We start from the raw sequence: 23884 nt of genomic DNA, 5'->3' as shown, positions 1-23884 counted from the left end.
CGGGGTGACGGCTGAGCGGCGGCCCGCCTCAGCCGGCCGGTGTGCCGCCGGTGACGTGGCACAGCAGCAGGCACACGTCGTCGTCGCGCTCGGAGTCGCTCAGCAGCGGATCGAGGATGCGGTCCGCCGCGCCCTCCAGGTCGGCGTGGAGTTCCCCGGAGCCGAAGCCGGCCAGCGCCGTCGCCAGCCGCTCGATGCCCGGGTCTATGCCCTGGGCGCGCCGCTCCACCAGGCCGTCGGTGTAGAGCGCGAGCGTCGAGCCCGGCGGCAGCGGCACCCGGTGGTCGTGGATCTGCTGGCGCAGGGGAATGCCCAGCATGGCGCCCGGCCGCGCGTCCAGGACGTGCACCCGGCCGTCCGGGGTGCGCAGCACCGGCGGCGGGTGACCGGCGGCCGCCCACGTCAGCACCGGTTCGTCCGGGTGGAAGCGGGCGATCACCGCCGTCGCGTACAGGTCGGGCTGGAGGTGGTGCAGGAACATGTGCAGCCGCGTCAGCAGCTGGCCGGGCGTCCCGCCGTCGACGGCGTACGCCCGCAGCGCGGTGCGGAGCTGGCTCATCATCACGGCCGCGTGCAGTCCGTGCCCGGTGACGTCCCCGATGACGGTGATCAGACCGCCGTCGGGCTGGTGGAAGGCGTCGTACCAGTCACCGCCGATGTTCAACCCGAACGTGGCCGGCAGGTAGCGCGCGGCCAGGCGCAGCCCCTGCCGGGTGGGCAGCTCGGTCAGCAGGGCCCGCTGGAGCGTCTCGGCGATGTCCCGGTTGTGCTCGAACCGGCGGGCGTGGTCGAGGGCGATGCTCGCCCGGCGGGTCAGCTCGATCAGCATCACCGCGTCGTCCGGGTCCCAGCGCTCGCCCGGCGGGGTCAGCGTGAGGACGCCCAGCGGGGCGCGCCGGGTCGGCAGCGGCACGCACAGCAGCGGGCGGGCCGGGTCCAGCGCGGAAGGCGGATGGTCGTCGACCCCGGGCAGGCCGCCGGGGTGGTCGGCGGCGTACTGGGGGCGGCCGGTGCGGGCGGCGCGGACGGCCGCCGCGGGATGCGGCGCGGGCGGCCGCTCGTGGTCCTCCTCCGTGTCGAACAGCCACACGTCGACGCTGCGGGCGTACCGGGGCACCAGCAGTTCCGGCAGCCGCCGCACGATCTCCTCGTGGTTCAGCGACGCGGTCAGCACGGCGCTGGCGTCGGCCAGGAACGTCAGCCGGCGCCGCGCGTTCTCCGCCTCCTGGCGGGCCGCCCGCTCCGCGGCGAAGGCCTCGCGCTGGGCCCGTCCCGCGGCGTCCAGCTCGGCGTGCAGCGCCAGCACGCCCTGGTTGGTCTGGTGCAGCTCCTCCCGGTGGAAGGCGACCAGGTCCTCCTGCTCGGCGAGCCGGTCCAGGACGACCGCGGTGTCCTCGTCGGCCCCGAGCAGCGCCTCGGCGAGCAGGTCGGGGTCGTGTCCGCCGGACCCGGCGCGGACGGCGCCGTCCGTCTCCGGGCAGGGCACGGACGTCTGCCACGGCGGCTCGCCGGCGGGCGGGACCGCGTCCACCTCGGCCCGCACCAGGCGCTCGCCCGTGTCCGAGCCGGTCGTCGAGAGCGTCAGGCGCCAGACGCCGCCCTTGGTCAGGCACTGCCGCAGCCGGGCGCTGACCGCGACGGCGAGCCGGGTCCGCGGCAGCGGCGCCACGCCCAGGGCGGCGGCCAGCCGGGCGGTGGCGATCCGCGCCCGGGCGGCGTCGGTGACGGAGGTGATCTCCCACTGGTGCCTCATCGTCGCTCCGGCGGGGTCGGGGCCAGGACGGCCACGGCGGTGTCGTCGCGCATCGGCCGGGCGGAGCTGCTGGCGTCCCGCACGGCCACGGCCGCGGTGACCGCGGGGTCGGCCACCTGGAGCCGGGGGTCTTCGGGGGGCACCCAGCGGCTCGGCAGGCCGTCGGTGTACAGGATCAGCAGCCGGTCGGCGGACCAGGGGGCCCGGGACTCGGGGATGGTCGCGGGGCGGTGGGCGCCCACTATGCCGGGGCGCGACACCAGCGAGCGCCAGGTGCCGCCCTCGCGGAGGCGGGCGCCCACGTTGCCGACGCCGGCGAAGCGCAGCTCGTCCCGGCGCACGTCGAGCTGGGCCACCGCGACGGCCGCCCCGCGGGTGCCGCGCAGCGCGTCGTGCAGCCGGCGCAGTACCTCGGCGGGGGGCAGGTCGGCCCAGCGGCGCGCCTCGCTCACCGCGGTGCCGGAGGCCCGGGCGGCGTCGGGGCCGTGGCCCAGCCCGTCGGCCAGCAGCAGGGTCAGCCGGTCCCCGGCGCGCACGCAGGTCCAGGCGTCCCCGGACCACTCCGCGCCGGCCAGCGGCAGGTTGATCCCGCCGGCGCGGACGGCGGCCGGCGTGGTGGCGGGCCGGTGCGGGGCCCCTATCCGGGCCAGCGCGACCGTGCCGCGGCCCGCGGCGCTGTGCACGTCGAAGTCGTCGGCCAGCCGCCGGCAGGTCCCGAGGCCCGCGCCGAGCGACCCGGCGGTGGAGAAGCCGTCACGCAGGGCGGCCGCCACGTCGGGCATGCCGGGGCCGTGGTCGACGGCCGCGATCTGCACGACGGCGGTCGCGTCCTCGTGCGGGACGGGCGGGGCGACGGCCTCGACGAGGAGGCGGCCGCCCTGCGCGTGCTTGAGCAGGTTGGTGGTCAGCTCCGTGGCGACCAGCACCGCGTCCTGGGTGCGTTCGGCGTCCAGGCCGGCCAGCGCGGCGGCGCCCTCCGCGGCCAGCCGCGCGTCGCGCACCCGGGTCGCGTCGCGCACGGGCACGTCCCACACCCGGGTCACGACATCTCCTGCCGGGGCCGGGGCGTGCGCGCGGCCCACGAGGTCACGGTGACCACGGTGCCGACGCCCGGTGTGCTGTCGATCGAGAACTCGTGCACCAGGCGCCGTGCGCCGCCCAGGCCCATGCCCAGCCCGTCGCCGGAGGTGAAGCCGTCGCGCAGCGCCTGCTCCAGGTCGGCGATGCCGGGCCCCTGGTCGCTGAAGGTGAGCCGCAGCCCCTGCGCGGTGCCCTCGGTGACCCGCGCGACCCGCAGCTCGCCGCCCCCGCCGTGGACGAGCGTGTTGCGGGCCAGTTCGCTGGCCGCCGTGACCAGTTTGGTCTGCTCGACCAGGCTGAACCCGAGCAGGGCGGCGGCCTGCCGGACGTGCTGGCGCACCCACACCAGGTCCATGTCCGACCTGATCGGCAGGCGGGCGTCGATCCGGGCGGCCGTGTCGCTCATCCGTCCTCCCGGCGACGACCGGCCGGCCGCACCACGCCCGGGCCACCCAGCAGTTCGATGGCCGCCTCGGCGCTGAGCGCGGTGCGCAGGCCCGGCAGGGTCAGGCCCAGTTCGACCAGCGTGAGGGCGACGGCGGGGCGCATGCCCGCCACCACCGTCCGCGCGGCCAGCAGCCGGGCGCCCGCGGCGATCTCGGCCAGCACCCGGCCCAGGAAGGAGTCGACGATCTCGACCCCGGAGATGTCGATGACCACCCCGCCGACCCGGTGCCGGGTGATGGCCTCGCCGATGTCCTGCTGGAGCTGCTGGGCGAGCCCGTCGTGCAGGTCGCCCGGCAGGGTCACCAGGAGGACGTCGCCCAGCTTCAGCACCGGGACGGCCCCGGTGCCGGCGGAGAGGAAGCCGTCGTTCACCGCTTGCTCGCACCGCCCGGCGCCTGGACGATGTCCGCGTCCAGGCCGCGCAGCGCGTACCCGAGGGCGTCGGCCAGGCTGGCGCGGGTCACCACGGTGCCCAGGTCGAGGCCGAGCTGGACGATGGTCTGCGCGATGGCCGGGCGGATGCCCGACACCACGCACTCCGCGCCCATCAGCCGGACGGCCGCGACCGTCTTCATCAGGTGCTGGGCCACCAGCGAGTCGACCGTGGGCACCCCGGTGATGTCGAGGATGGCGAAGTGCGCCTGCTCGGCGACGACCGCCTCCAGGAGCGTCTCCATGACCACCTGGCTGCGGGCGCTGTCCAGGGTCCCGATGAGCGGTACGGCGACGATGCCGTCCCACAGCCGGATCACGGGCGTGGCCACCTCCAGGAGCTGCATCCGCTGCCGGTCGATGAGCGCCTGGCCCTCGCTGAGCGCGGTGTCCAGCACCACCAGCCGCAGGGTGCCGGTCAGGACGGTCAGGGCGGTGGTGCAGGCGCGCAGGTGCTCGGCGGGCGCGTCCGCCAGGTCGGTGACGAGGAGGTCCGTCGGGGCCACCCGCAGGGCGTCCACCTCCCGTGACACCTGGGCGGCGCTCAGACCGTACCGGGAGCGGGCCGCGGCCATCCCGGCGAGCTGCTCGCGGACCACGGTGAACGCCGCGGCGTCCGGGTCCTCGACCCGCTCGGACTCGGCGACCTGCGCGAGGGCGTCGACGACGACCCGGCCGGCCTCCACCGCCTCGTCCCGGGACACGGTGAACACGCTGCGGAACAGCGCCTCGTCGGCCCACCGCTGGGCGATCTGCTCCCTGCGGCGGCGCAGGAAGGCCGCGACCTCGCGGGCCGGCGATTCGTGCTGGTGCAGCGCTTCGTGTTCCGGCACCTGCTTCACTCCTCCGTCTGCGTTGCGCGGCTGCGTCCCGCCGGTGGCGGGGTCGTCAGCGATCTTTGCCGGGCGACAACCCTAACCACTGGCTCCTGCCCGGCGGCACTCGGTCCATCGGGGTGAACCCTGTGGTGTGCCCCACCGAGCGGCTCCCGGGGAGAACTGCGCGAATCTCGTACGTCCGTTCGGTATCCGTGACGGGTGGGCGGGCGTCTAGGGGTCCGGTTCCCTGCCGAACCAGTCCAGGCACACCACCACCGCGTCGTCGTCCCCCTCGGGCCTGCCGCGGTGGGCGCGCAGCTCCCGCAGCACCGCCGCCGGCACCTCGGCGGCCGGCAGCAGCGCGGCCGAGGTGACCGCCCGGGCCAGGGCCCGCTCTCCGTACGCCTCGCCCCCCGGCCCGGCGACGGCGTGCACCCCGTCGCTGACGAACAGCAGCCGGTCGCCGGGCCGCAGGAGCAGCTCCTGGGCGACGTAGTCCGTCTCCTCGAACATGCCGAGGGGCAACTGCGCCTCCAGCTTCACGGTGCTCAGCGTCCGGTCGCGCTGGAGCAGCATCCGCGGCGACCCGGCGTCGACCACCTGCGCGCGGCCGGTCGCCAGCTCGACCTCCACCAGCAGGACGGACAGGTGGGCCGCCCCGCGGTGGTGGGCGTGGATCGCCTGGTCGGCCAGGCACGCCTGGTCGGCGAGCGGGACGCCGGCCCGGCGGGCGTTGCGCAGCGCGTTGATCCCGAGGCTGGTGAGCAGGGCGGCCGCCATGCCCTCACCCATGCCGTTGGTCACGCACACCGTCAGGCGGCCGTCGTCGGCGGACCAGTCGAAGTTGTCCCCGAAGACCGAGTAGGCGGGCTCGAGCTGGGCACCCAGCGCGTACTCGCGCCGGGCGCAGGAGCGCGCGGGCAGGAGCTGCCACTGCATCTCCGCCGCCAGGGTGAGGCGGTCGGTGCGGCGGGCACGTGCGTAGACGTCGGTGTCGCGCTCGGCGACCACCAGCTCGTGGCCCAGCGTCCCCGCCAGCTCGGTCAGCTCGGCCACGGCCTCCGGCGTGGCGGCCTCCCGGGGCAGCACGACCGACAGCACGCCCAGCCGGTCGCCGCGCACGCTCACCGGCAGGTGCAGGCGCGTCCGGCCGCCGTCCCGGTCCTCGCGCTGGGGCTGCTGGGCGCCGTAGGCGCGTCCGGCCGGGCCGGAGTGCAGCGGCACCGGGTCGCCCGCGGGGGACGAGCCGTCGGGCACGGGGAGCAGCGCGGTCAGTCCGTAGTCGGCGAGCAGCAGGCAGACCGACTCCGCGCCGTACTCCGCCCGCAGGGCGGCGCCGAGGGCTGCCGGGAGCTGGTGGGGTGCCGCGGTGCGCAGCGCGCGTTCGGCGGCCACGATCGCGTTCACGATGCCGGGTGCGCCGTTCTTCGCGGGAGGGCGCGGCGCGCGGGCCGCGGGAACGTGCGGGCTGACAGGCCCGGGGAACCCTGCGAGAGTGTCACCGTGATGTCGCCCTCCTCTCCGGAACCCGACCAGGTGGCCCGTGTGACCTCGGAGGCGGCCGAGCTGCTCGGAGTCCTGTGGGGCCGCGCCTCCACGACGCCCGTCTCCGCCTCGCAGCTACGGGTGCTCTTCATCCTGGAACACCACGAGGGCATCAACCTGCGCACGCTCGCCGAGACCCTCGGGTCCTCACCGTCGTCCACGAGCCGGCTGTGCGACCGGCTCCAGGCGGTGGGCTTCGTGGAGCGCCGGTCCGCCGCCGGCAGCCGCCGCGAGCTGGAGCTGTACCTCAGCCACCGCGGGCGGTCCTTCCTGACCGTCCTGCGCCGGCGCCGGGAGAGCGCGCTGGAGTCGGTGCTGGAGCAGATGCCGGCCGCCCGGCGCGCCGAGCTGCTGCACGGGCTGGAGGCGTTCTGCCTCGCCGCGGCCGACCAGATCCACGAGAGCGACGGCGCCGCCGGCGCCCGCAGCGCCTGAGCCCCGGCCGCGGCGCCGGACGCCGGCCGACCGCCGCCGGCCGGTGCCGCGCAGGCACGGGGAGCCCGCCCCGACCACCGGTCCATCCCTGGTTCCTCCCGCTGACTCGCCCTCATGTCGTTGTTGCCCCCCGCACACAGTTGCCGGACGGCAAGTGTCGGGGTGGCGGACACCCCGGATCGCCCACCCACCGCCCCGCGCCGCGTCCGGGCGACCGCACGGCCACGCGGCCGCACGGCGCCCGACGGTTCAGCTGTCGGGGGCCTCGGCCTGCGGCAGCCCCTGGTCGATCAGGGCCAGCGCCTCGTCCACCTTCTCGGAGATCGGCACCGTCAGGCTCACGCCGGTCAGGTCCAGGACCCGCCGCACGGGCGCCGTCGGGTTGATCACGTGCACGCTGCCGGGCAGCTCACGGGCCTCCTGGTAGACGCGCAGGATGATGTTCATGCCGGACGAGTCCATGAACGGGACCTCGGACAGGTCCAGCAGGAAGTGCTTGCGGCCGTGGTGGAGCTGGTTGGCCAGATGGGCCTGGAACTCGGTGGCGGTGTCCAGATCGAGATGGCCCTCCACCCGGACCAGGGCGACGTCCTCACGGGGCAGGGACACCTCGACGGACAGCGGGTTGTGGGCGATGGCCACGAAAACCTCCGAATACAGACGGTCTCGGGTGACTCCCGGGAGGTCGCTCCGATGCGACCCGGAGGAGGACAGAGAGGCCGTACGGCACCTCTGTCCGCCCGCGGTCCCGGCCTGTCACCGCGCACCAGCGGATACCCCCGAACGGGCGGCTCATGCGTCCCGGAACTCCCGGTCGCCGGACTCCCCGGAGCGCGGCTCCTCGGTGTCCGACGTGCGCGGACCGACCCGGATGCCGACGATGCAGGTGTCGTCGTCCGTGTCCGACCTGCTGTGCACCAGCAGCCGGTCGAGCTGCTGGTCGAGCGTCGGCGGGACGGTCCGGGCCGTGCTGAGCAGGTGGCTCAGCGACTCCTCCACCGAACGGTCGCGCCGCTCGATCAGGCCGTCGGTGTACATCAGCAGCGTGTCCCCGGCCGCCAGCGACAGCTCGCCCTCCTCGTACCGCGTCTCCGGTACGGCGCCCAGCAGCAGCCCCTTCACCAGCGGCAGCGGGACCGCCGCCTCCCCGTTCACCAGGACCGGCGGGAGGTGCCCCGCCCGCGCCCAGCGCAGGGTGCCCCGGCCGGGGTCGTACAGCCCGCACACCGCGGTCGCCGTCACGGCGCCGGTGAGGTGGTGCGCCACGATGTTCAGCCACGACAGCAGCTGGCCCGGTCCCGCGCCGGTCACCGCCAGCCCGCGCAGCGCGTTGCGCAGCACCACCATGCTGGTAGCGGCCTCTATGCCGTGCCCGGCCACGTCGCCCACGCACAGCATCACCAGCCCCGAGGGCAGCCGTACGGCGTCGTACCAGTCGCCGCCGACGAGCTGCTCCTCCTCGGCGGGCCGGTAGCGCACGGCCACCTGGAGACCGGGGACCTCCAGCGGTGTGTTGTGCGCCGGCGGCATGATCGCGTGCTGGAGCTGGAGGGTGAGCCGGTTGCGCTCGTGCGCCTGCTGCTCGGTGTGCGCGAGCTGGTCGCGGGTCGCGGCGAGCGCCACCTCCGTCCAGTGCTGGGAGGAGATGTCCTGGTAGGCGCCGCGCAGCGCGACCGGGCGGCCGTCGGTGTCCAGGACCGGCTCGGCGACGACCCGCATGTGCCGGGTCACGCCGTCGGGCCGCTGGAGCCGGAACGCCGCCGACGCGGGGCGCCGGTGGTGCAGCAGGGTGCGCAGGAAGCGGCCGATGGTGACCGCGTCGTCGGGGTGGGCGTGCGCGGCCAGCCGCTCCAGCGGCACCGGCGGGCTGGACTCGGGACGGCCGTACAGGACGAACATCTGGCCGTTCCAGGTGATCTCGCCCGTGAGCAGGTTCTCCTCGAAGCCGCCGATGCGGCCCAGGCGCTGGGCGTGCTGGAGCAGGCTCGCCAGGCGGGCCGTCTCGTCCTCGATCCGCCAGATGAGCAGCACACAGCTCCCGTGCCGGCTGATGCTGATGTCGGCGGTCGCCGCGAGCGGCACCTCGTCCACCAGCGCGGTCAGCCCCATGCGCCGGGCGCGGAACGGCTCCCCGGTGGCGTAGACGCGCTCGATGCGCTGGAACAGCTCGCTCTCCCCGGCGGCCATCGGGTAGGCCTCCAGCAGCAGCGCGCCGTTGACGACGGCCCGGGAGCGGCCCGCGGGGTCGAGGAAGCGGCTGTTGACGTGCTGGATGCGGAAGTCGGCGAGCCCGCCCGCGCTGTCGAGGTGCGGCACGAGGACCAGCGCCGGGTCGTGCAGCCCGTCCGCGAGGTCCATCAATTCCGTGGCGTCGGGCAGCGGGCCGGGCGGGCGCTCGGACGCCTGCGGCGGCCGTGACGTCTCCAGGGTGTGGGCGCACAGCTCGGCCAGCGCCTCCATCTGCCGGACCACCTGGGGCGGCTGCGGCACGAGCGGGGAGGGCCAGACGATCTCCAGGACGCCGTGGACCCGGCCGCCGGTCCCGGCGGGCAGCGCCACCCGGCCGCCCTCGGGGTAGAGGTGCCGTCCGATGGAGGGCAGGCCCGTCCGGGCGAGCGACTCGACCCAGTGGCCGGTGCGCTCGGTCAGCCCGCGGCGGGCCACGGTCGCCACGTCCGGCGGTACGTAGTGCCAGCGGGCGGACTCGCCGGGCGCGAAGCCGGCGCTGCCGGCCAGGGTGAGGGAGCCGTCGGGGCCGGCCGCCCAGATCGCCACGGCCACGGCGCCGAGGGGACCGAGCGCGTGCTGGAGCAGCGAGTCGGCGACCGCCTGGGTGTCCTGGGCCGCCAGCGCCCCGCTCTCCGCGGTGCGCAGCCGTACCGCCGCCTCGGCCTCCTCCGCTGCGCGGGCCCGCCCGGCGACGGTGTCGAGGAAGCCGAGCGTCACCTCGGACAGCCGGTCCTGGGCGGACTGGTTGATCACGTCCACGGCCAGCTCGAGCGGCGTCACGCCCGTCTGCTCGGCCAGGTCGGTGAGGTGGCGGGCCGCGGCGGCGGGACCGCAGCCCAGCCGCTCCACCAGGACGCCCTTGGCCAGCTCGACCAGGGCGCGCCCCTCCGCCTCGGCCTGCGCGGCGCGCACCTCGCGCCGCAGGCGCTCCACGGTGGCGGCGAGCCGGCCGACGGGGCTGAGGCCGTCGGACCGGCCGGCCTCCTCCGTGCCGGCCGGCGGGGGAGCGGCGGACGGGGTGTCCGGGGCGGTGACGGACAGGACGTCGTCGGACGGGGCGTCGTCGGAGCGGGCCTCGCCGGTCGGCGCGGGCCGCTCCGGCGGCGCCGCGCTCTCGTGCGGCGGTCGGGACATGGTCACAGTGCGCTACTCCTCGGCCTGGACGCCCGGTCGCCCGGGACGCACGGCTCGCTCAGGCGGTCAGCCAGCGGCGGACGCAGGACATCAGGTCGTGGGTGTCCACGGGCTTGGTGACGTAGTCGCTCGCACCCGAGGCGAGGCTCTTCTCCCGGTCGCCGGGCATCGCCTTGGCGGTGACCGCGACGATGGGCAGCTCCGCGTACTCGGGCAGCTTGCGGATCTCGGCCGTGGCCGTGTACCCGTCCATCTCCGGCATCATCACGTCCATCAGCACGAGCGCGATCTCCGGGTTGTTGCGCAGCGTCTCGATGCCTTCGCGGCCGTTCTCCGCGTGCAGCACCCGCAGCCCGTGCAGCTCCAGGATGCCGCTGAGCGCGTACAGGTTGCGCGCGTCGTCGTCCACCACCAGCACCGTGCGCCCCACCACCGCGTCGTCGACCACCTCCGGAGCGATGTGGTGCGGCTCGTCGGCGCGGACCAGGGCGAGCACGTCCCCCGGCTCCTCGGCGGACAGGTGCAGGGTGATGCGCTCGCGCAGCTCGTCCAGGCTGGACAGGAACTCCAGCGGCCGGCCGGCGGCCCGCGCCCGCAGGGTCTCCTCCTGGGCGAGTTCCACCCGGTGGCCCGTGTGCACGAGCACCGGCACGCTCGCCAGCGCCGAGTCGCCCTCCAGCGCCTCCAGGAAGCGGGAGGCCTCACCGCCCAGCATCGTCAGGTCCAGGACCACGCAGTGGCACGGCTCGGCGGCCAGCGCCCCGGCCGCCTCCTGCGCGCCGACCGCGGTGACCAGGTCGACCGGGAGCGGCATCGCGCCCTCGTCCCGGCCGCGGCCGAGGTCGGCTGCCACGCTCTCGGAGACCAGGGTGAGCAGCCCGCGCGGCCGCTCCTCGACCACGAGGAGCCGGCGCGGACGGGGCCGGGCCGCCGTGGACACCGGGAGGGGGCCGACCGGGATGCCGGCCGGTGCGCTGTCCGCACCGTCCGCGCCGTCCGCGTGGTCCCCGCTCCGCTCCAGCGCCCGGCCGCCCGCGTGCAGATCCTCGAAGTCCCGCCGGGCGACGGGCAGGTAGAGCGTGAAGGTGCTGCCGTGCCCGGGCGTGCTGTCCACCGTCACGGCACCGCCCAGCAGGTGGGCGATCTCCTTGGTGATCGACAGGCCCAGGCCGGTGCCGCCGTACTTGCGGCTCGTGGTGCCGTCGGCCTGCTGGAAGGCGCCGAAGATGCTCTCCAGGTGCTGCTCGGAGATGCCGATGCCGGTGTCCTTCACCCGGAACGCCACGATGGTGCCGCCCGGGATCACGCCCGCGGGCACCTCGTCGTCGCCCACCGGCTCCACGATCAGCTCCACACCGCCCTGCTCGGTGAACTTCACCGCGTTGGACAGCAGGTTGCGCAGGATCTGGCGCAGCCGGGAGTCGTCGGTCAGCAGGTCGGCGGGCGCCCCGGGCGCGGTGCGCACCGCGAAGTCGAGGCTCTTCTGCGTCGTCAGCGGCCGGAACGTCGCCTCGACGTAGTCGATGAGCTGCTTGAGGGACACCCGCTCGGGCGAGATGTCCATCTTGCCGGCCTCCACCTTGGACAGGTCGAGGATGTCGTTGATGAGCTGGAGCAGGTCGGAACCGGCGGAGTGGATGATCCCCGCGTACTCGACCTGCTTCGGGGTGAGGTTGCGGGACGGGTTCTGCGCGAGCAACTGGGCCAGGATGAGCAGGCTGTTGAGCGGGGTGCGCAGCTCGTGGCTCATGTTCGCCAGGAACTCCGACTTGTACTTGGACGCCAGCGACAACTGCTGGGCGCGGGCCTCCAGTTCCTGCCGGGCCTGCTCGATCTGGAGGTTCTTCGCCTCGATGTCGCGGTTCTGCGCGACCAGCAGCGACGCCTTCTCCTCCAGCTCCGCGTTGGAGCGCTGCAGCTCCTCCTGCTGCGACTGCAGCTCCGCCGAGCGCGCCTGCAGTTCGGCGGTGAGCCGCTGCGACTCGTCGAGCAGCTCGTCGGTCCGGGCGTTGGCCACGATGGTGTTGACGTTGACCCCGATGGTCTCCCGGAGCTGCTCCAGGAAGTCCATGTGGATCTGGGTGAACGCGGTGACCGACGCCAGCTCGATCACCCCGAGGACCTGTCCCTCGAACACGATCGGCAGCAGCACCAGCGCGCTGGGCTCGACCTGGCCGAGCCCGGAGGAGATGGTCACGTACCCGGCCGGCAGCTCGTCGACGACGATCGTACGGCGGCTGCGCGCGGCCTGGCCGACCAGCGAGCGGCCGAACGGGATCCGGGTCGGGCGGTGGTTGTCGTCGGGGTAGCCGTACGCCCCGACCAGCCGCAGCTCGGGCCTGCTCTCGCCGTCCTCGGCGAGGTAGAACGCGCCGTACTGGGCGGCCACCAGCGGCACCAGCTCGTCCATGATCAGCTCGGCGACCACGGGGAGGTCGCGGTGGCCCTGCATCAGGCCGGCGATGCGCGCCAGGTTGGTCTTGAGCCAGTCCTGCTCCTGGTTGGCCTGGGTCGTGTCGCGCAGGGACTCCACCATCGAGTTGATGTTGTCCTTGAGCTCGGCGACCTCGCCGGAGGCCTCTACCGTGATGGAGCGGGTCAGGTCGCCCTCGGCCACGGCGCTCGCCACCTCGGCGATGGCCCGCACCTGCCGGGTCAGGTTCCCGGCCAGCTCGTTGACGTTCTCCGTCAGGCGCTTCCAGGTGCCGGAGACGCCCTCCACCTCGGCCTGCCCGCCGAGGCGGCCCTCGGTGCCGACCTCACGGGCCACGCGGGTGACCTCGTCGGCGAAGGCGGAGAGCTGGTCGACCATCGTGTTGATGGTCGTCTTCAGCTCCAGGATCTCCCCGCGCGCGTCGACGTCGATCTTCTTCGACAGGTCGCCCTTGGCCACCGCGGTCGTCACCAGCGCGATGTTGCGCACCTGGCCGGTGAGGTTGTTGGCCATCGAGTTGACGTTGTCGGTGAGGTCCTTCCAGGTGCCGGCCACGTTGGGCACGTGCGCCTGGCCGCCGAGGCGTCCCTCGGTGCCCACCTCGCGGGCCACGCGGGTGACCTCGTCGGCGAACGCGGACAGCGTGTCGACCATCGTGTTGATCACGTCGGCGAGCGCGGCGACCTCGCCCTTGGCCTCGACGGTGATCTTCTGCGACAGGTCGCCGCGGGCCACGGCGGTGGCGACCTGGGCGATGGACCGCACCTGTCCCGTGAGGTTCGACGCCATCACGTTGACGTTGTCGGTGAGGTCCTTCCAGGTGCCCGAGACGCCCCGCACCGTGGCCTGGCCGCCGAGGTTGCCGGCCGTGCCGACCTCGCGGGCGACGCGGGTGACCTCGTCGGCGAACGCGGAGAGCTGGTCGACCATCGTGTTGATGGTGTTCTTGAGTTCGAGGATCTCGCCGCGGGCGTCGACGGTGATCTTCTGGGAGAGGTCGCCCTGGGCGACCGCGGTCGCCACCTGGGCGACGTTGCGGACCTGGGCGGTGAGGTTGCCCGCCATGAAGTTCACCGAGTCGGTGAGGTCGCGCCAGGTGCCCTTGACGCCCTTCACGTCGGCCTGGCCGCCCAGGCGTCCCTCGGTGCCGACCTCGCGGGCGACGCGCGTGACCTCGTCACCGAAGGCCGAGAGCTGGTCGACCATCGTGTTGATGGTGTTCTTGAGTTCGAGGATCTCGCCGCGGGCGTCGACGGTGATCTTCTGGGAGAGGTCGCCCTGGGCGACCGCCGTCGTCACCTGGGCGATGTTGCGGACCTGGGCGGTGAGGTTGCCCGCCATGAAGTTCACCGAGTCGGTGAGGTCGCGCCACACGCCGGCGACCCCGCCCACCTGCGCCTGGCCGCCGAGGCGTCCCTCGGTGCCCACCTCGCGGGCGACGCGGGTGACCTCGTCGGCGAACGCGGAGAGCTGGTCGACCATCGTGTTGACGGTCTCCTTGAGCTGCAGGATCTCGCCCCGGGCCGGCACGTCGATCTTCTGCGACAGGTCGCCCTTGGCCACCGCCGTCGCCACCTGGGCGATGTCGCGGACCTGGGTGGTCAGGTTGCCCGCCATCGCGTTGACCGAGTCGGTCAGGTCGGCCCAGGTGCCGGACACCCCGGGCACCTCCGCCTGCCCGCCGAGGGTGCCCTCGGTGCCGACCTCCCGGGCCACGCGGGTGACCTCGGACGTGAACACCGACAACTGGTCCACCATGCCGTTGAAGACGGTGGCGATGTCCCGGACCAGCCCCTCGCCCTCCTCGGGCAGCCGGATGCCGAAGTCGCCGTCCCGCACGGCCGTCAACCCGGCGAGGAGCTGTCTGAGCTCCTGGTCGCCCGGTGCCGATTCGACGACCTCGGTCCTCTTGCTGGTCATGCGCAGCCTCGTTCCGCTCCCCAGGAGCCCCCGCCCCGGGGACTCGGAACCGGGCCGCCCGTGAGGACGGACGAACCCGCCTGCCGTGTGACGAAACCGCCGGTGACGGCCCCGCCGATGAGAGAAATACGCCGCAGGCTAACCCGCGGATCGGGCCCGGAACAAAGTCGTGCGTCACCTCCCGCACCACGCCGGACCAGGAGGCGGACACCGCGCATACGGGAGCGGGAACAGGGTATGCGACGGAGTTTCGCGCGTGTACCCGGCAAAGCCGCCCGAAGCGCCGCGGACCCGCCCCGCGCCGTGCGGGAACGGGGCACGGGGCCGCCCGGACGCGGGGCGCCGCGGGCCCCCGGAGCCGAATGGGCCAGCCGTGTCCGGGTAATTGGTGCTGAGAGACGCGAGAAGGGAGCAGCGTGACGATGCTCGCACTGTGGTCGTACACGGTGGACAGCGGCCGGACCGAGGAGCAGGACCTGACGGGCTGGACGGTCGAGGCCGCCGACGGCACCGTCGGCCACGTGGACCGGGAGGCGGCCCCGCACGGCATGCGCCACCTGGTCGTCGACACCGGCGTGTGGGTGTTCGGCCGCAGCGCCGTCGTGCCGGTGGGCGCGGTCACCTCCGTCGACCCGGCGGAGCGGCGCGTGACCCTGGCCTGCACCAGGGACCAGGTCAAGGACGCCCCGCGGTTCCGTACGGACAGCGAGACCATGAACCACGAGTACCTGTCGGCGGTCGGTGAGTACTACGCCCGGCTGGCGGCCCGCGGAACCACACCCGCGTGACCCGCGCGTCGCGTCCGCGGGAGGAGGGCGGCAGGGGCCCGGGCGACCTGACGGCCCGGGTGCCGTCGCCCGTCCCGCCGACCGGAGCGACCGCCGCGTCGGCCCGTGCCCGGGCACGGGCGGCGGTGGAGGGGGCGTGGGGCGCCGCCGGTGAGCGGCCAAGCGAGGAGGACCTGATCGACCTGTCGCTCGTCGTCTCCGAGATGGTCACGAACGCCATCCGGCACGGCGGGGGACTGACCGGCTTCGAGGTGACGGTCGAGCGGGACGGTGTCCGGCTGGCGGTGAGCGACCGCAGCGACGCCGTCCCCGACGGCGCGTACGGCGTCGGCGGCTTCCCCACCACCCACGGCGGCAACGGCTACGGCTGGCCGCTGATCAACCGCCTCGCCGAAGAGGTCACCGTCCGGCACCGGCCGAGGGGCGGGAAGACGATCAGCGCGCGCGTTCCGCTGCGCCCGGCCCTCGCCCAGGACCCGTCCGGACCCGGCCGCGCCCGCGGCGGCTCCGACGGCGTTCCGTCCTCCTCCGAGGACGCCTCGGCCGGACGCGCCTGATCTACGCGCCCGGCCGCCACCCCCGCTCGCCGTTCCCGCACCGGCCCCCCGCGGGCCTTCACCGGCTCTCACCACGGCAGGAACACGTGGATGTCCTTGCCCCCGTCGGTGGGCACCACGCTGACCTGCCGGCACAGCGTGTGCACCAGGTGCCAGCCGATGCCGCCGGCCCCGCTGTCCGGCCGGAAGGGCCGCGGCGCGGGCAGCGTGGAGCTGGTGTCGTGGACCGTGACGTGCACCCCGTCGAAGGTCCGCCGCAGGTGCAGGTCGAAGGGGCCCGGCGCGTACTGGACCGCGTTCGACGTCAGCTCGTCCACGATCAGCAGGATGTCGTGCCAGTACTCCTCGGCGGAGGGCGGCACGGCCCGCGCCAGGTCTCGCAGGAACTCCTCCGCGGCCATCCGAGCGCCCGTCACGTCGTGCGGCTCACCCGCGAAACGCACGGTGCGGGGCTGCGGTCCCCAGGAGGTCAGTTCGTCTCCCCTGTTCGGCTCGATCGCCATGTCGTCGTGCGGCCCGCGCGGCGGGCCGGCGTCCTTTCTCCCACAGAACTGTCCGTGACCACCTTCAGGGTTCCCGGGCCCGCGTGGCCTACGCGTCCCGGACGAGGGCGGCACCGTACACCGCAGTCCCTGGCGTCACATCCCGGCGTACGCCGACGGAGTGCGCGGACACGGCAAGCACCCTCGGGCGGCCCCGGGCGGCCCGGGCTCAGCGGAACACGTTGTCCGCGTCGTCCCAGGCGAGGACCTCCTCCGGCGGGCCCGGCCGGGGCAGCGGGCGGCGGACCGCGTACATCGCGTCGATCTCGGCGGCGTAGTGCCGCACGATCGAGTCCCGACGCAGTTTCATCGACGGCGTCAGCAGTCCGTTGGTCTGGTCGAACGGCTGCGGCAGCACCCGGAAGACCCGGATCGACTCCGAGCGGGACACCGCGCTGTTGGCGGCGGCGACGGCCCGGCCCAGCTCGTCGCGCAGGGCGTTCTCCTCGCGGGCCTCGCGGCTCGGCGCGTCGCCCTGGAGCATCAGCCCGCCGCGCCAGTGCGCGAGGAAGTCCGGGTCCAGCGTGATCAGCGCGCCGACACAGGGCCGGTTGTCGCCCACCACGACCGCCTGGTGCACCAGGGGATGCAGGCGCAGCCGCTGCTCCAGCAGGGCCGGCGAGACGCTCTTGCCGCTGCTGGTGATGATGACGTCCTTCTTGCGGCCGGTGATCGTCAGGTAGCCGTCCCCGTCCAGGTGCCCGAGGTCCCCGGTGGCCAGCCAGCCGCCGCGCAGCGCGGTCCGGGTGGCGCCCTCGTCGTTGACGTAGCCCTGGAACACCGACGGGCCCCGCACCAGGATCTCCCCGTCCTCGGCCACCCGGATCTCCGTGCCCGGCAGTGCCTGCCCGACCGTCCCGGACCGCTCCCGGCCCAGCGGCTGCATGGTGATGCCGCCGCTGGTCTCGGTGAGCCCGTAGCCGTCGTGGACGTAGATGCCGATGCCCTCGTAGAACAGCGACAGATCGCGGTGGAGCGGGGAGCCGCCGGACGTGGCGCGGTGCACCCGCCCGCCGAGCGCGGCGCGCAGCCTGCGGTACACGGTCCGCTCGAACACGGCGTGCTGCAGCCGCAGGTCGAGCCCCGGTCCCGAGCCGCGGCCGAGGCGCTGGCGCTCCACGGCGGTGGCGAAGTCCCGCGCGGTCTGCGCGGCCCGCTCGAACAGCGCGCCGCGGCCGGCCTGCTGGGCGGCGCGCAGGAAGTTCTTGTAGATCTTCTCGTAGACCGACGGCACCGCGTACAGGTAGGTCGGCCGGAACGAGGCCAGTGCCGCGACCAGCGCCTCCTGGCTGAGGTCGGGCTCGTGGCCCATGAGGATGCCGCCGCGCACGCACAGCCCCTGGATCATCAGCCCGTAGACGTGCGAGAACGGCAGGAAGGCCAGCACCGACGGCTGCTCGCCGGGCGGCGCCGCGGTGTGCCCCCAGCCGGCCAGCAGGGTGTCGCAGGGGCTCGCCAGCCCGCGGTGGCTCAGCGCACAGCCGAGGGGACGGCCGGAGGTGCCGGAGGTGTAGGCGATCGCCGCGGTGGAGTCCGGCAGCACGATGCGGCGCAGCGAGTCCACGGTGGTGAGCGGGATGTGCTCACCGCGCCGGGCGAGCTCGTCCAGGGCGCCGGAGTCGAGCTGCCACACGTGCCGCAGCGTGGGCAGCGAGGCGCAGACCGAACCGACCGTCATCACGCTCTGCTCGTCCTCGACGACCACCCCGACGCAGCCGGAGTCGCGCAGGATGTGGGCGACCTGGTCGCGCGAGGACGTCGGGTAGATCGGCACGATCTCGGCGCCCACGGCCCACAGGGCGTAGCTGAGCACCGTCCACTCGTACCGGGTACGGGCCATGATCGCGACACGGTGGCCGGGGGAGATGCCCGAGGCGACGAACCCCTTGGCCAGGTCGACCACCTCGTCGCGCAGCTCGACGGCGGTCACCTCCTCCCACGCGCCCGTGACCGGGCTGCGGCGGGCGAGGACCGGGAGCGTGGGCGTGCGGGCCGCCGTCTCGAAGACGCTGTCGGCGAGACCCGCGGTCAGGGGCGAGGCGGCTGGGGGAGCCATCGCGGTGTCGCGCATGCGGTGCTCCTGACGGGAACGGGGTGGCGCGCGGCCGACGTGGTCCGGTGTCGGCGCTGGTCGAATGTAGCCGAGGTCGGACCACTTGTGGCCGGAAACGGACAAGTAATCCGAGTCGATGATCCCGGGACGGTGATCCTGCCCGGATCGGGGGACTCGGACGGCATGACGCACATCAACCCCGACCCCGAACCCGAGCGCACCACCGGACTGGAACCCGGCGGCGGCGTCCCCCCGGGCGAGACCCCGCCGGCCGAGAGCAGCATGCCGGAGGCGGGTCCGCTGGAGACGCACAACCCGACCACGGGCTGGGCCAAGGGCCCGCTGGTGATCATCATCGGGCTGTGCGTGCTGGTCGCCGCGTTCTTCCTCGCCTACGCCCTCGTCCTGGCCCTGTGAGCACCCGTACCCCCGTGGGGACGCACCCGGCGCTCAGCCCTGGGTGCGCCGCACGCACTCGGCGACCACCTCGCGCAGGTTGCCGCCGGTGCGCTCCCACACCTCCCGCTGCACCTGCGCGCCGTTGCCGTGCGCCAGCAGCTCGGCGCAGGACGCCTCCACCCGGTCGAGGTCGCCGGCGTCGGCCAGCGCCTCTCCGACGTGGTCCAGCAGCGCCCGTACGACCGCCTTCACCGGGGCGCGCCGCATGGTCGCCGGGTGCAGCAGTTCGCCGGTCAGCCCGGAGCGGGCGGCCTGCCAGCCGGCGAGGCGCAGCAGGCTCACGCTGTGGTCCACCGGCTCCCGGCCGGCCTGCCACTCGCGCGCGGCCGTCTCCACGAGCCCCCGCACGAGGGCGGCGATCAGCACGGGGGTGCCGGGCTCCAGGCAGACGTCGGACACCCTGATCTCCACCGTGGGGTAGCGCGGGGAGAGCCGGGCGTCGAAGTAGATCATGCCGTCGTCGAGGATCGTCCCCGTGGCCACCATGTCGGCCACCCGGCGGTGGTAGCGCTCCGGCGTGGCGAACAGCTCGGTCGGACCGGCCGAGGGCCACCGCTGCCACACCCGGCTGCGGTAGCTGTGGTAACCGGTTTCCCGGCCCTGCCAGAACGGCGAGTTCGCGCTGAGCGCGGTCAGCACCGACAGCCAGGGCCGGATGCGGTCCACGACGGCCACGCCCTCCTCGTCGGAGTCCACAGACACGTGGACGTGGCAGCCGCACACCATCTGCTCCCGGGTGGCGATGCCGTACTGCTCCTCCATCCACCGGTAGCGCCGGCCCATGCCCACCGACGGCTGCACCGGCAGCGGGGACGAGGCCAGTGCGGCCACCTCGCACCCGGTCTCCCGGGCGAGCCGGGACGCCTCCGCCCGGCACCGGACGATCTCCGCCGCCAGCTCGGCCATCGAGGACTGCGGCTGGGTGGCGAACTCCAGCATCTGCTCGTGCAGTTCCTTCTCGAAGACGTCGTCGGCGTCCCCGGCGGCCTCGCCGCTGTCGCTGTCGTCGCCCTTGGTGCCGTTCTCCTCCTGGTCCCCGGCTGCCCGGGCGGCCCGGGCCAGGACCGCGGCGGACATCGCTCTCGGATCGCCGCTGTCCGGGTCCACCAGGAGGAGTTCCTCCTCCACTCCGACGGTGCGCACGCGTTGCAGCCTTTCTCCCGCTGGTCGTACGCACCCGCTTTCCCGCCCGGGCCGGGTTCACACGGCGGGCGTCAGCCACACCGTCGCCAGTGGCGGCAGGGTGAGCCGGATCCGTCCGTCCTCCGGCTTCACCGGGTCGGGACAGGTGACGCCGCCGCCGCCGTAGCGGGCCGCGTCAGTGTTCAGCACCTCCTGCCACGCCGTGACCTCGTCCCCGACCGGGAGGGCGTAGTCGTGGCGCACGACCGGCGAGAAGTTGCTGACCGCCAGCAGGGGAGCGCCGTCGGCGGCGAAGCGCAGGAAGGCGTACACGTTGTCCTCGGCGGCGTCGCAGGCCACCCAGCGGAAGCCCGCCGGGTCGGTGTCCCGCTGCCACAGGGCCGGGGTGGCGCGGTAGACCGCGTTGAGGTCGCGGACCAGGTCGCGCACGCCGCGGTGGTCGGCCTCGGCGCCGTAGGCCGGGTCGAGCAGCCACCAGTCGGGGCCCTGTGCCTCGGACCACTCGGCGCCCTGGGCGAACTCCTGGCCCATGAACAGCAGTTGCTTGCCGGGGTGGGACCACATGAAGCCGAGGTAGGCGCGGTGGTCGGCGCGCTGCTGCCACCAGTCGCCGGGCATCTTCGACACCAGGGCCTGCTTGCCGTGGACCACCTCGTCGTGGCTGATGGGCAGGACGTAGTTCTCGCTGTAGGCGTACACCATCGCGAAGGTCATCTCGTGGTGGTGGTACTTGCGGTGCACCGGCTCGTGGCTCATGTACTGCAGCGAGTCGTGCATCCAGCCCATGTTCCACTTCAGGCCGAAGCCGAGCCCGCCGCTGTCCGTCGGCCGGGTCACCCCGTCCCACGCGGTGGACTCCTCCGCGATGGTCACCACCCCGGGGTTGCGCCGGTACACCGTGGCGTTCATCTCCTGCAGGAACGCCACCGCGTCCAGGTCCTCACGGCCGCCGTACACGTTCGGGGACCACTGACCGGAGTCGCGCGAGTAGTCGAGGTAGAGCATCGAGGCGACCGCGTCCACGCGCAGCCCGTCGATGTGGAACTCCTCGCACCAGTACGTGGCGTTCGCGACCAGGAAGTTGCGCACCTCGGTGCGCCCGAGGTCGAACTCGAAGGTGCCCCAGTCCGGGTGCTCGGCCCGCCGCGCGTCCCCGGGCTCGTACAGCGGGTCCCCGTCGAAGCGGGCCAGCGCCCAGTCGTCCTTGGGGAAGTGGGCCGGCACCCAGTCCATGATCACGCCGATGCCCTCCCGGTGCAGGGCGTCGATCAGGTACTTGAGGTCGTCGGGGGAGCCGAGGCGGGCCGTGGGCGCGTAGAAGCCGGTGATCTGGTAGCCCCACGAGCCGCTGAAGGGGTGGTGGGCGACCGGCATGAACTCCACGTGCGTGAAGCCCAGTTCCTTCACGTAGCCGGGCAGCTCCGCGGCGAGTTCGCGGTACGTCAGCCCGGGGCGCCAGGACGGCAGGTGCACCTCGTACACGGAGAACGGGGCCTCGTGCACCGGCACCTCGCCCCGGTGCGCCAGCCAGTCGGCGTCGCCCCACTCGTAGCGCGAGACGTGCACGATCGACGCGGTGTCCGGCGGCACCTCCGCGCGGCGCGCCATCGGGTCCGCCTTGAGGAACCGGCCGCCGTGGCGGGAGGTGATCTCGAACTTGTACCGCGCGCCCTCGCCGATCCCCGGCAGGAACAACTCCCAGACGCCGGAGGCGCCCATCGAGCGCATCGGGAACGCGGTGCCGTCCCAGCAGCAGAAGTCGCCGGTGACCCGCACCCCGCGGGCGTTGGGCGCCCACACGGTGAACCGGGTGCCGGCCACCCCCTGGTGGGTCATCGGCCGGGCGCCGAGCGCCGTCCAGAGCTCCTCGTGCCGCCCCTCGCGGACCAGGTGCAGGTCCAGCTCGCCCAGCGCGGGCAGGAAGCGGTACGGGTCGTGCGTCTCCTGCTCCGGGCCGTCGTCGTACGCCACCCGCAGGGTGTAGGCGGGCACCGCGTCCAGGGGCAGCACGGCGGAGAAGAAGCCGTCGCCCTCGGAGCCGAGCGGCACGGGCGCGCCGTCGACGACGACGCTCACCGCCCGCGCGAACGGGCGCAGCGCCCGGAACACGACCCCGCCCGGCACCGGGTGGGCGCCGAGCACGGCGTGGGGATCGTGGTGTTCGCCCGCAAGGAGCCGGGCGCGGTCGGTCGGGTCGAGCGGCGCGGTCCGGGTCGGGACCGGGCCGGCGCCCTCGGGCGGGGACGTGTCACGCAGAGCCACGGGTCATCCTCCTCGGACGGCGAGTCGTTCGATCGCGGCCATCGGCACCGCCAGCCAGTCGGGCCGGTGCCGGGCCTCGTACAGCACTTCGTAGACCGCCCGGTCGGTCTCGTGGGCGCGCAGCAGGGCGTGCTTCTTGCGCGGGTCCCAGCCGGCCCGGGCGGCGTAGCCGGCGCAGAACGCCTCCCGGCAGCGCCGGGCCCACTCCGGGCGCCAGGGACGCCGCTGCCGGGCCGCGTAGTCGAAGGAGCGCAGCATCCCGGCGATGTCCCGCACGGGGGAGTGGGCGCTGCACCGCTCGGCCAGCGGGCGGGACGGCTCGCCCTCGAAGTCGATGACGAACCACTCGCGTCCGGCCCGCAGCACCTGTCCCAGGTGCAGGTCGCCGTGGATGCGCTGGGCGGGCGGGCCCGGGTCGCAGGAGCCGAGCGCCGCGAAGGCGGTCTTCAGCCCGGGCACGTAGGGCCTGAGGGCCGCCACGTGGTGCGCGGCGGCCTCCAGCCGTTCGGTCATCGCGGCCGCCAGCGGGCCGTTCTCGCCCTCGGGGCCCAGCGGGAAGGCGGCCGCCAGCGCGAGGTGCACCTCGGCCGTCGCCCGGCCCAGCGCGTGCGCCTCGGTGGTGAAGTCGTCCCCGCGGCCGAGCGCGTCCAGGGCCAGCGTCCAGCCGTCCGAGGCGTCCGGCAGGAACGGCTGGAGCACGCCCAGCGTGGCCTGCTGCGGGTGCGTCGTACGGAACCACGCGACCGGCGCGGGCACTTGGGCGCAGCCCTGCCCGGCCAGCGCGACCGGCACCTCCAGGTCCGGGTTCACCCCCGGCTGGATCCGCCGGAACACCTTCAGGATGAACGCGTCCCCGTACACCAGGGAGGTGTTGGACTGCTCGGCCTCCAGCAGCCGCGGCGCGAGGCCCGCGGGCACCGGCGGCGCCTCGGGGTGCGCCTCGAACACCAGCGGGCCGAGGGCGCCCGGATGCCGCATCCGCTCCAGCAGGAGCTGGGTGGAGCGCGGGTCCTGCAGCGCGTCGTACACCGTGTACCCGGTGAGCGGTCCCTCGGCCACGCGGCCGATCATCGCCCGCCCCAGCCGCGGCGACAGGTGCTGTTGCAGGCCCAGCAGAAGCTGGTAGCAGTCACCGGTGGGGGCGGCCCCGACGGGCGGCGGGACGCTCTGGTGCCCGGCCTGGATGAGCACGTGCAGACAGCCCGGATACAGCTCCGTCATGGACAGCAGCCGCAGGTCGGTGACCGGCCGGTCCTTGCCGGCGAACCAGCGCTGCCCCGGCAGCCACTCGCGCAGCAACGCGCCGAGCGGCCCGACGGTACGGGTACCGACGGGCGTTCTCGTCATCAGCGGTGTGGTCTTCGGCATGGTGACGCGTCCTTTCCCCGGCGCACGTTCACACGCGCCGGCCGGTGCGGGATGCGACTCGGGCGAGCCGGAACCAGTAGAAGCCGTGGCCCGCCAGGGTGAGCAGGTAGGGCAGCTCGCCGATGGCGGGGAAGCGGACCCCGCCGAACAGCTCGACCGGGTGGCGGCCGTCGAAGCGGCGCAGGTCGAGTTCGGTGGGCTGGGCGAAGCGGGAGAAGTTGTGCACGCACAGCACGAGGTCGTCCTCGTACTCGCGCAGGAAGGCCAGCACCGCGGCGTTGGAGGAGTGCAGTTCCGTGTAGCTGCCGAGGCCGAAGGCGGGGTTCTGCTTGCGGATCTCGATCATGCGGCGGGTCCAGTGCAGCAACGACGAGGGGCTGCTCATGGACGCCTCGACGTTGGTGACCTGGTAGCCGTGGACCGGGTCCATGATGGTCGGGAGGTAGAGGCGGCCGGGGTCGCAGGAGGAGAAGCCGGCGTTGCGG

General features: G+C 74.1%; 19 protein-coding genes. 4 read left to right on the top strand and 15 right to left on the bottom strand.

Annotated features, from left to right (window positions below; all coding sequences use genetic code 11):
• Positions 1-28: 28 nt before the first annotated feature.
• From E4U92_RS08355 to E4U92_RS08330, 6 genes are all read right to left on the bottom strand, one after another.
• Positions 29-1753 (bottom strand): PP2C family protein-serine/threonine phosphatase, encoded by a 1725-nt coding sequence (locus E4U92_RS08355; protein ID WP_137299661.1) that lies wholly within the window; start codon positions 1751-1753, stop codon positions 29-31.
• The gene (locus E4U92_RS08350) at positions 1750-2796 is read right to left on the bottom strand and encodes an ATP-binding SpoIIE family protein phosphatase (RefSeq protein ID WP_137299660.1); all 1047 of its coding nucleotides are present in this window, start codon (positions 2794-2796) and stop codon (positions 1750-1752) included. The genes E4U92_RS08355 and E4U92_RS08350 overlap by 4 nt, the downstream gene beginning before the upstream one ends.
• On the bottom strand, positions 2793-3239 hold the full coding sequence (locus tag E4U92_RS08345) for an anti-sigma regulatory factor (protein ID WP_137299659.1): 447 nt from the start codon (positions 3237-3239) through the stop codon (positions 2793-2795). Before E4U92_RS08345 ends, E4U92_RS08350 begins: the two co-directional genes overlap by 4 nt.
• Positions 3236-3652 (bottom strand): STAS domain-containing protein, encoded by a 417-nt coding sequence (locus E4U92_RS08340; RefSeq protein WP_137299658.1) that lies wholly within the window; start codon positions 3650-3652, stop codon positions 3236-3238. Before E4U92_RS08340 ends, E4U92_RS08345 begins: the two co-directional genes overlap by 4 nt.
• Positions 3649-4545 carry an STAS domain-containing protein gene (locus E4U92_RS08335; protein WP_137299657.1) on the bottom strand — a complete coding sequence of 299 codons (897 nt, stop codon included), beginning with the start codon at positions 4543-4545 and terminating at the stop codon, positions 3649-3651. Before E4U92_RS08335 ends, E4U92_RS08340 begins: the two co-directional genes overlap by 4 nt.
• A gap of 216 nt (positions 4546-4761) precedes the next feature.
• The gene (locus tag E4U92_RS08330) at positions 4762-5937 is read right to left on the bottom strand and encodes a PP2C family protein-serine/threonine phosphatase (RefSeq protein WP_174863757.1); all 1176 of its coding nucleotides are present in this window, start codon (positions 5935-5937) and stop codon (positions 4762-4764) included.
• Positions 5938-6036: 99 nt separating this feature from the next.
• Here E4U92_RS08330 and E4U92_RS08325 point away from each other — a divergent pair, with 99 nt between their 5' ends.
• Positions 6037-6510: a MarR family winged helix-turn-helix transcriptional regulator gene (locus E4U92_RS08325; RefSeq protein ID WP_168373568.1), complete on the top strand. Its 474-nt coding sequence runs from the start codon at positions 6037-6039 to the stop codon at positions 6508-6510.
• A 249-nt stretch (positions 6511-6759) separates the two neighbouring features.
• Here the strand turns inward: E4U92_RS08325 and E4U92_RS08320 are convergent, their stop codons facing one another.
• From E4U92_RS08320 to E4U92_RS08310, 3 genes are all read right to left on the bottom strand, one after another.
• Positions 6760-7152 carry an STAS domain-containing protein gene (locus E4U92_RS08320; RefSeq protein ID WP_137299655.1) on the bottom strand — a complete coding sequence of 131 codons (393 nt, stop codon included), beginning with the start codon at positions 7150-7152 and terminating at the stop codon, positions 6760-6762.
• 150 nt (positions 7153-7302) lie between these two features.
• Entirely contained in the window at positions 7303-9873 is a 2571-nt protein-coding gene (locus E4U92_RS08315) for a SpoIIE family protein phosphatase (RefSeq protein WP_137300121.1), read from the bottom strand.
• 58 nt (positions 9874-9931) lie between these two features.
• On the bottom strand, positions 9932-14227 hold the full coding sequence (locus E4U92_RS08310; RefSeq protein WP_137299654.1) for a HAMP domain-containing protein: 4296 nt from the start codon (positions 14225-14227) through the stop codon (positions 9932-9934).
• Positions 14228-14649: 422 nt separating this feature from the next.
• On the opposite strand from E4U92_RS08310, the gene E4U92_RS08305 reads away from it, so the two are divergent.
• Entirely contained in the window at positions 14650-15015 is a 366-nt protein-coding gene (locus tag E4U92_RS08305; RefSeq protein ID WP_210719253.1) for a PRC-barrel domain containing protein, read from the top strand.
• A complete protein-coding gene (locus tag E4U92_RS08300) occupies positions 15012-15572 on the top strand; it encodes an ATP-binding protein (RefSeq protein ID WP_229862467.1) in 561 nt (186 codons plus the stop codon). Before E4U92_RS08305 ends, E4U92_RS08300 begins: the two co-directional genes overlap by 4 nt.
• A 68-nt stretch (positions 15573-15640) precedes the next feature.
• On the opposite strand, the gene E4U92_RS08295 is transcribed toward E4U92_RS08300, so the two are convergent.
• Together E4U92_RS08295 and E4U92_RS08290 are read right to left on the bottom strand one after the other, a co-directional pair.
• Positions 15641-16075: an ATP-binding protein gene (locus tag E4U92_RS08295; protein ID WP_137299652.1), complete on the bottom strand. Its 435-nt coding sequence runs from the start codon at positions 16073-16075 to the stop codon at positions 15641-15643.
• Between the two features lie 208 nt (positions 16076-16283).
• The gene (locus E4U92_RS08290; protein WP_137299651.1) at positions 16284-18185 is read right to left on the bottom strand and encodes an AMP-dependent synthetase/ligase; all 1902 of its coding nucleotides are present in this window, start codon (positions 18183-18185) and stop codon (positions 16284-16286) included.
• Between the two features lie 165 nt (positions 18186-18350).
• Here E4U92_RS08290 and E4U92_RS08285 point away from each other — a divergent pair, with 165 nt between their 5' ends.
• Positions 18351-18584 (top strand): DUF6480 family protein, encoded by a 234-nt coding sequence (locus E4U92_RS08285; RefSeq protein ID WP_067228907.1) that lies wholly within the window; start codon positions 18351-18353, stop codon positions 18582-18584.
• 33 nt (positions 18585-18617) lie between these two features.
• Here E4U92_RS08285 and E4U92_RS08280 read toward each other — a convergent pair whose 3' ends face one another.
• The 4 genes from E4U92_RS08280 to E4U92_RS08265 form a co-directional block, all read right to left on the bottom strand.
• Complete coding sequence (locus E4U92_RS08280) at positions 18618-19769, bottom strand: glutamate--cysteine ligase 2 (RefSeq protein ID WP_137299650.1); 1152 nt, start codon at positions 19767-19769, stop codon at positions 18618-18620.
• 57 nt (positions 19770-19826) lie between these two features.
• On the bottom strand, positions 19827-22031 hold the full coding sequence (gene glgB / locus E4U92_RS08275) for a 1,4-alpha-glucan branching enzyme (protein ID WP_137299649.1): 2205 nt from the start codon (positions 22029-22031) through the stop codon (positions 19827-19829).
• Positions 22032-22034: 3 nt separating this feature from the next.
• Positions 22035-23399, bottom strand: a complete 1365-nt coding sequence (locus E4U92_RS08270) for a maltokinase N-terminal cap-like domain-containing protein (protein WP_137299648.1) — start codon at positions 23397-23399, stop codon at positions 22035-22037.
• A gap of 28 nt (positions 23400-23427) precedes the next feature.
• The coding region (locus E4U92_RS08265) for an alpha-glucosidase C-terminal domain-containing protein (protein ID WP_137299647.1) at positions 23428-23884 on the bottom strand (457 nt) is incomplete at its 5' end.

This window comes from Streptomyces galbus, assembly GCF_005280195.1.
Classification (GTDB): Bacteria; Actinomycetota; Actinomycetes; order Streptomycetales; family Streptomycetaceae; genus Streptomyces; species Streptomyces galbus.
This window is presented reverse-complemented; position numbering and strand designations above follow the sequence as displayed.

Bases quoted from the DNA above. Each gene is read 5' to 3' on its own strand.
- E4U92_RS08355 (WP_137299661.1), bottom strand. From the start codon at position 1,753: ATGAGGCACCAGTGGGAGATCACCTCCGTCACCGACGCCGCCCGGGCG.
- E4U92_RS08345 (WP_137299659.1), bottom strand. From the start codon at position 3,239: ATGAGCGACACGGCCGCCCGGATCGACGCCCGCCTGCCGATCAGGTCG.
- E4U92_RS08325 (WP_168373568.1), top strand. From the start codon at position 6,037: ATGTCGCCCTCCTCTCCGGAACCCGACCAGGTGGCCCGTGTGACCTCG.
- E4U92_RS08315 (WP_137300121.1), bottom strand. From the start codon at position 9,873: ATGTCCCGACCGCCGCACGAGAGCGCGGCGCCGCCGGAGCGGCCCGCG.
- E4U92_RS08310 (WP_137299654.1), bottom strand. From the start codon at position 14,227: ATGACCAGCAAGAGGACCGAGGTCGTCGAATCGGCACCGGGCGACCAG.
- E4U92_RS08305 (WP_210719253.1), top strand. From the start codon at position 14,650: ATGCTCGCACTGTGGTCGTACACGGTGGACAGCGGCCGGACCGAGGAG.
- E4U92_RS08295 (WP_137299652.1), bottom strand. From the start codon at position 16,075: ATGGCGATCGAGCCGAACAGGGGAGACGAACTGACCTCCTGGGGACCG.
- E4U92_RS08290 (WP_137299651.1), bottom strand. From the start codon at position 18,185: ATGCGCGACACCGCGATGGCTCCCCCAGCCGCCTCGCCCCTGACCGCG.
- E4U92_RS08285 (WP_067228907.1), top strand. From the start codon at position 18,351: ATGACGCACATCAACCCCGACCCCGAACCCGAGCGCACCACCGGACTG.
- E4U92_RS08270 (WP_137299648.1), bottom strand. From the start codon at position 23,399: ATGCCGAAGACCACACCGCTGATGACGAGAACGCCCGTCGGTACCCGT.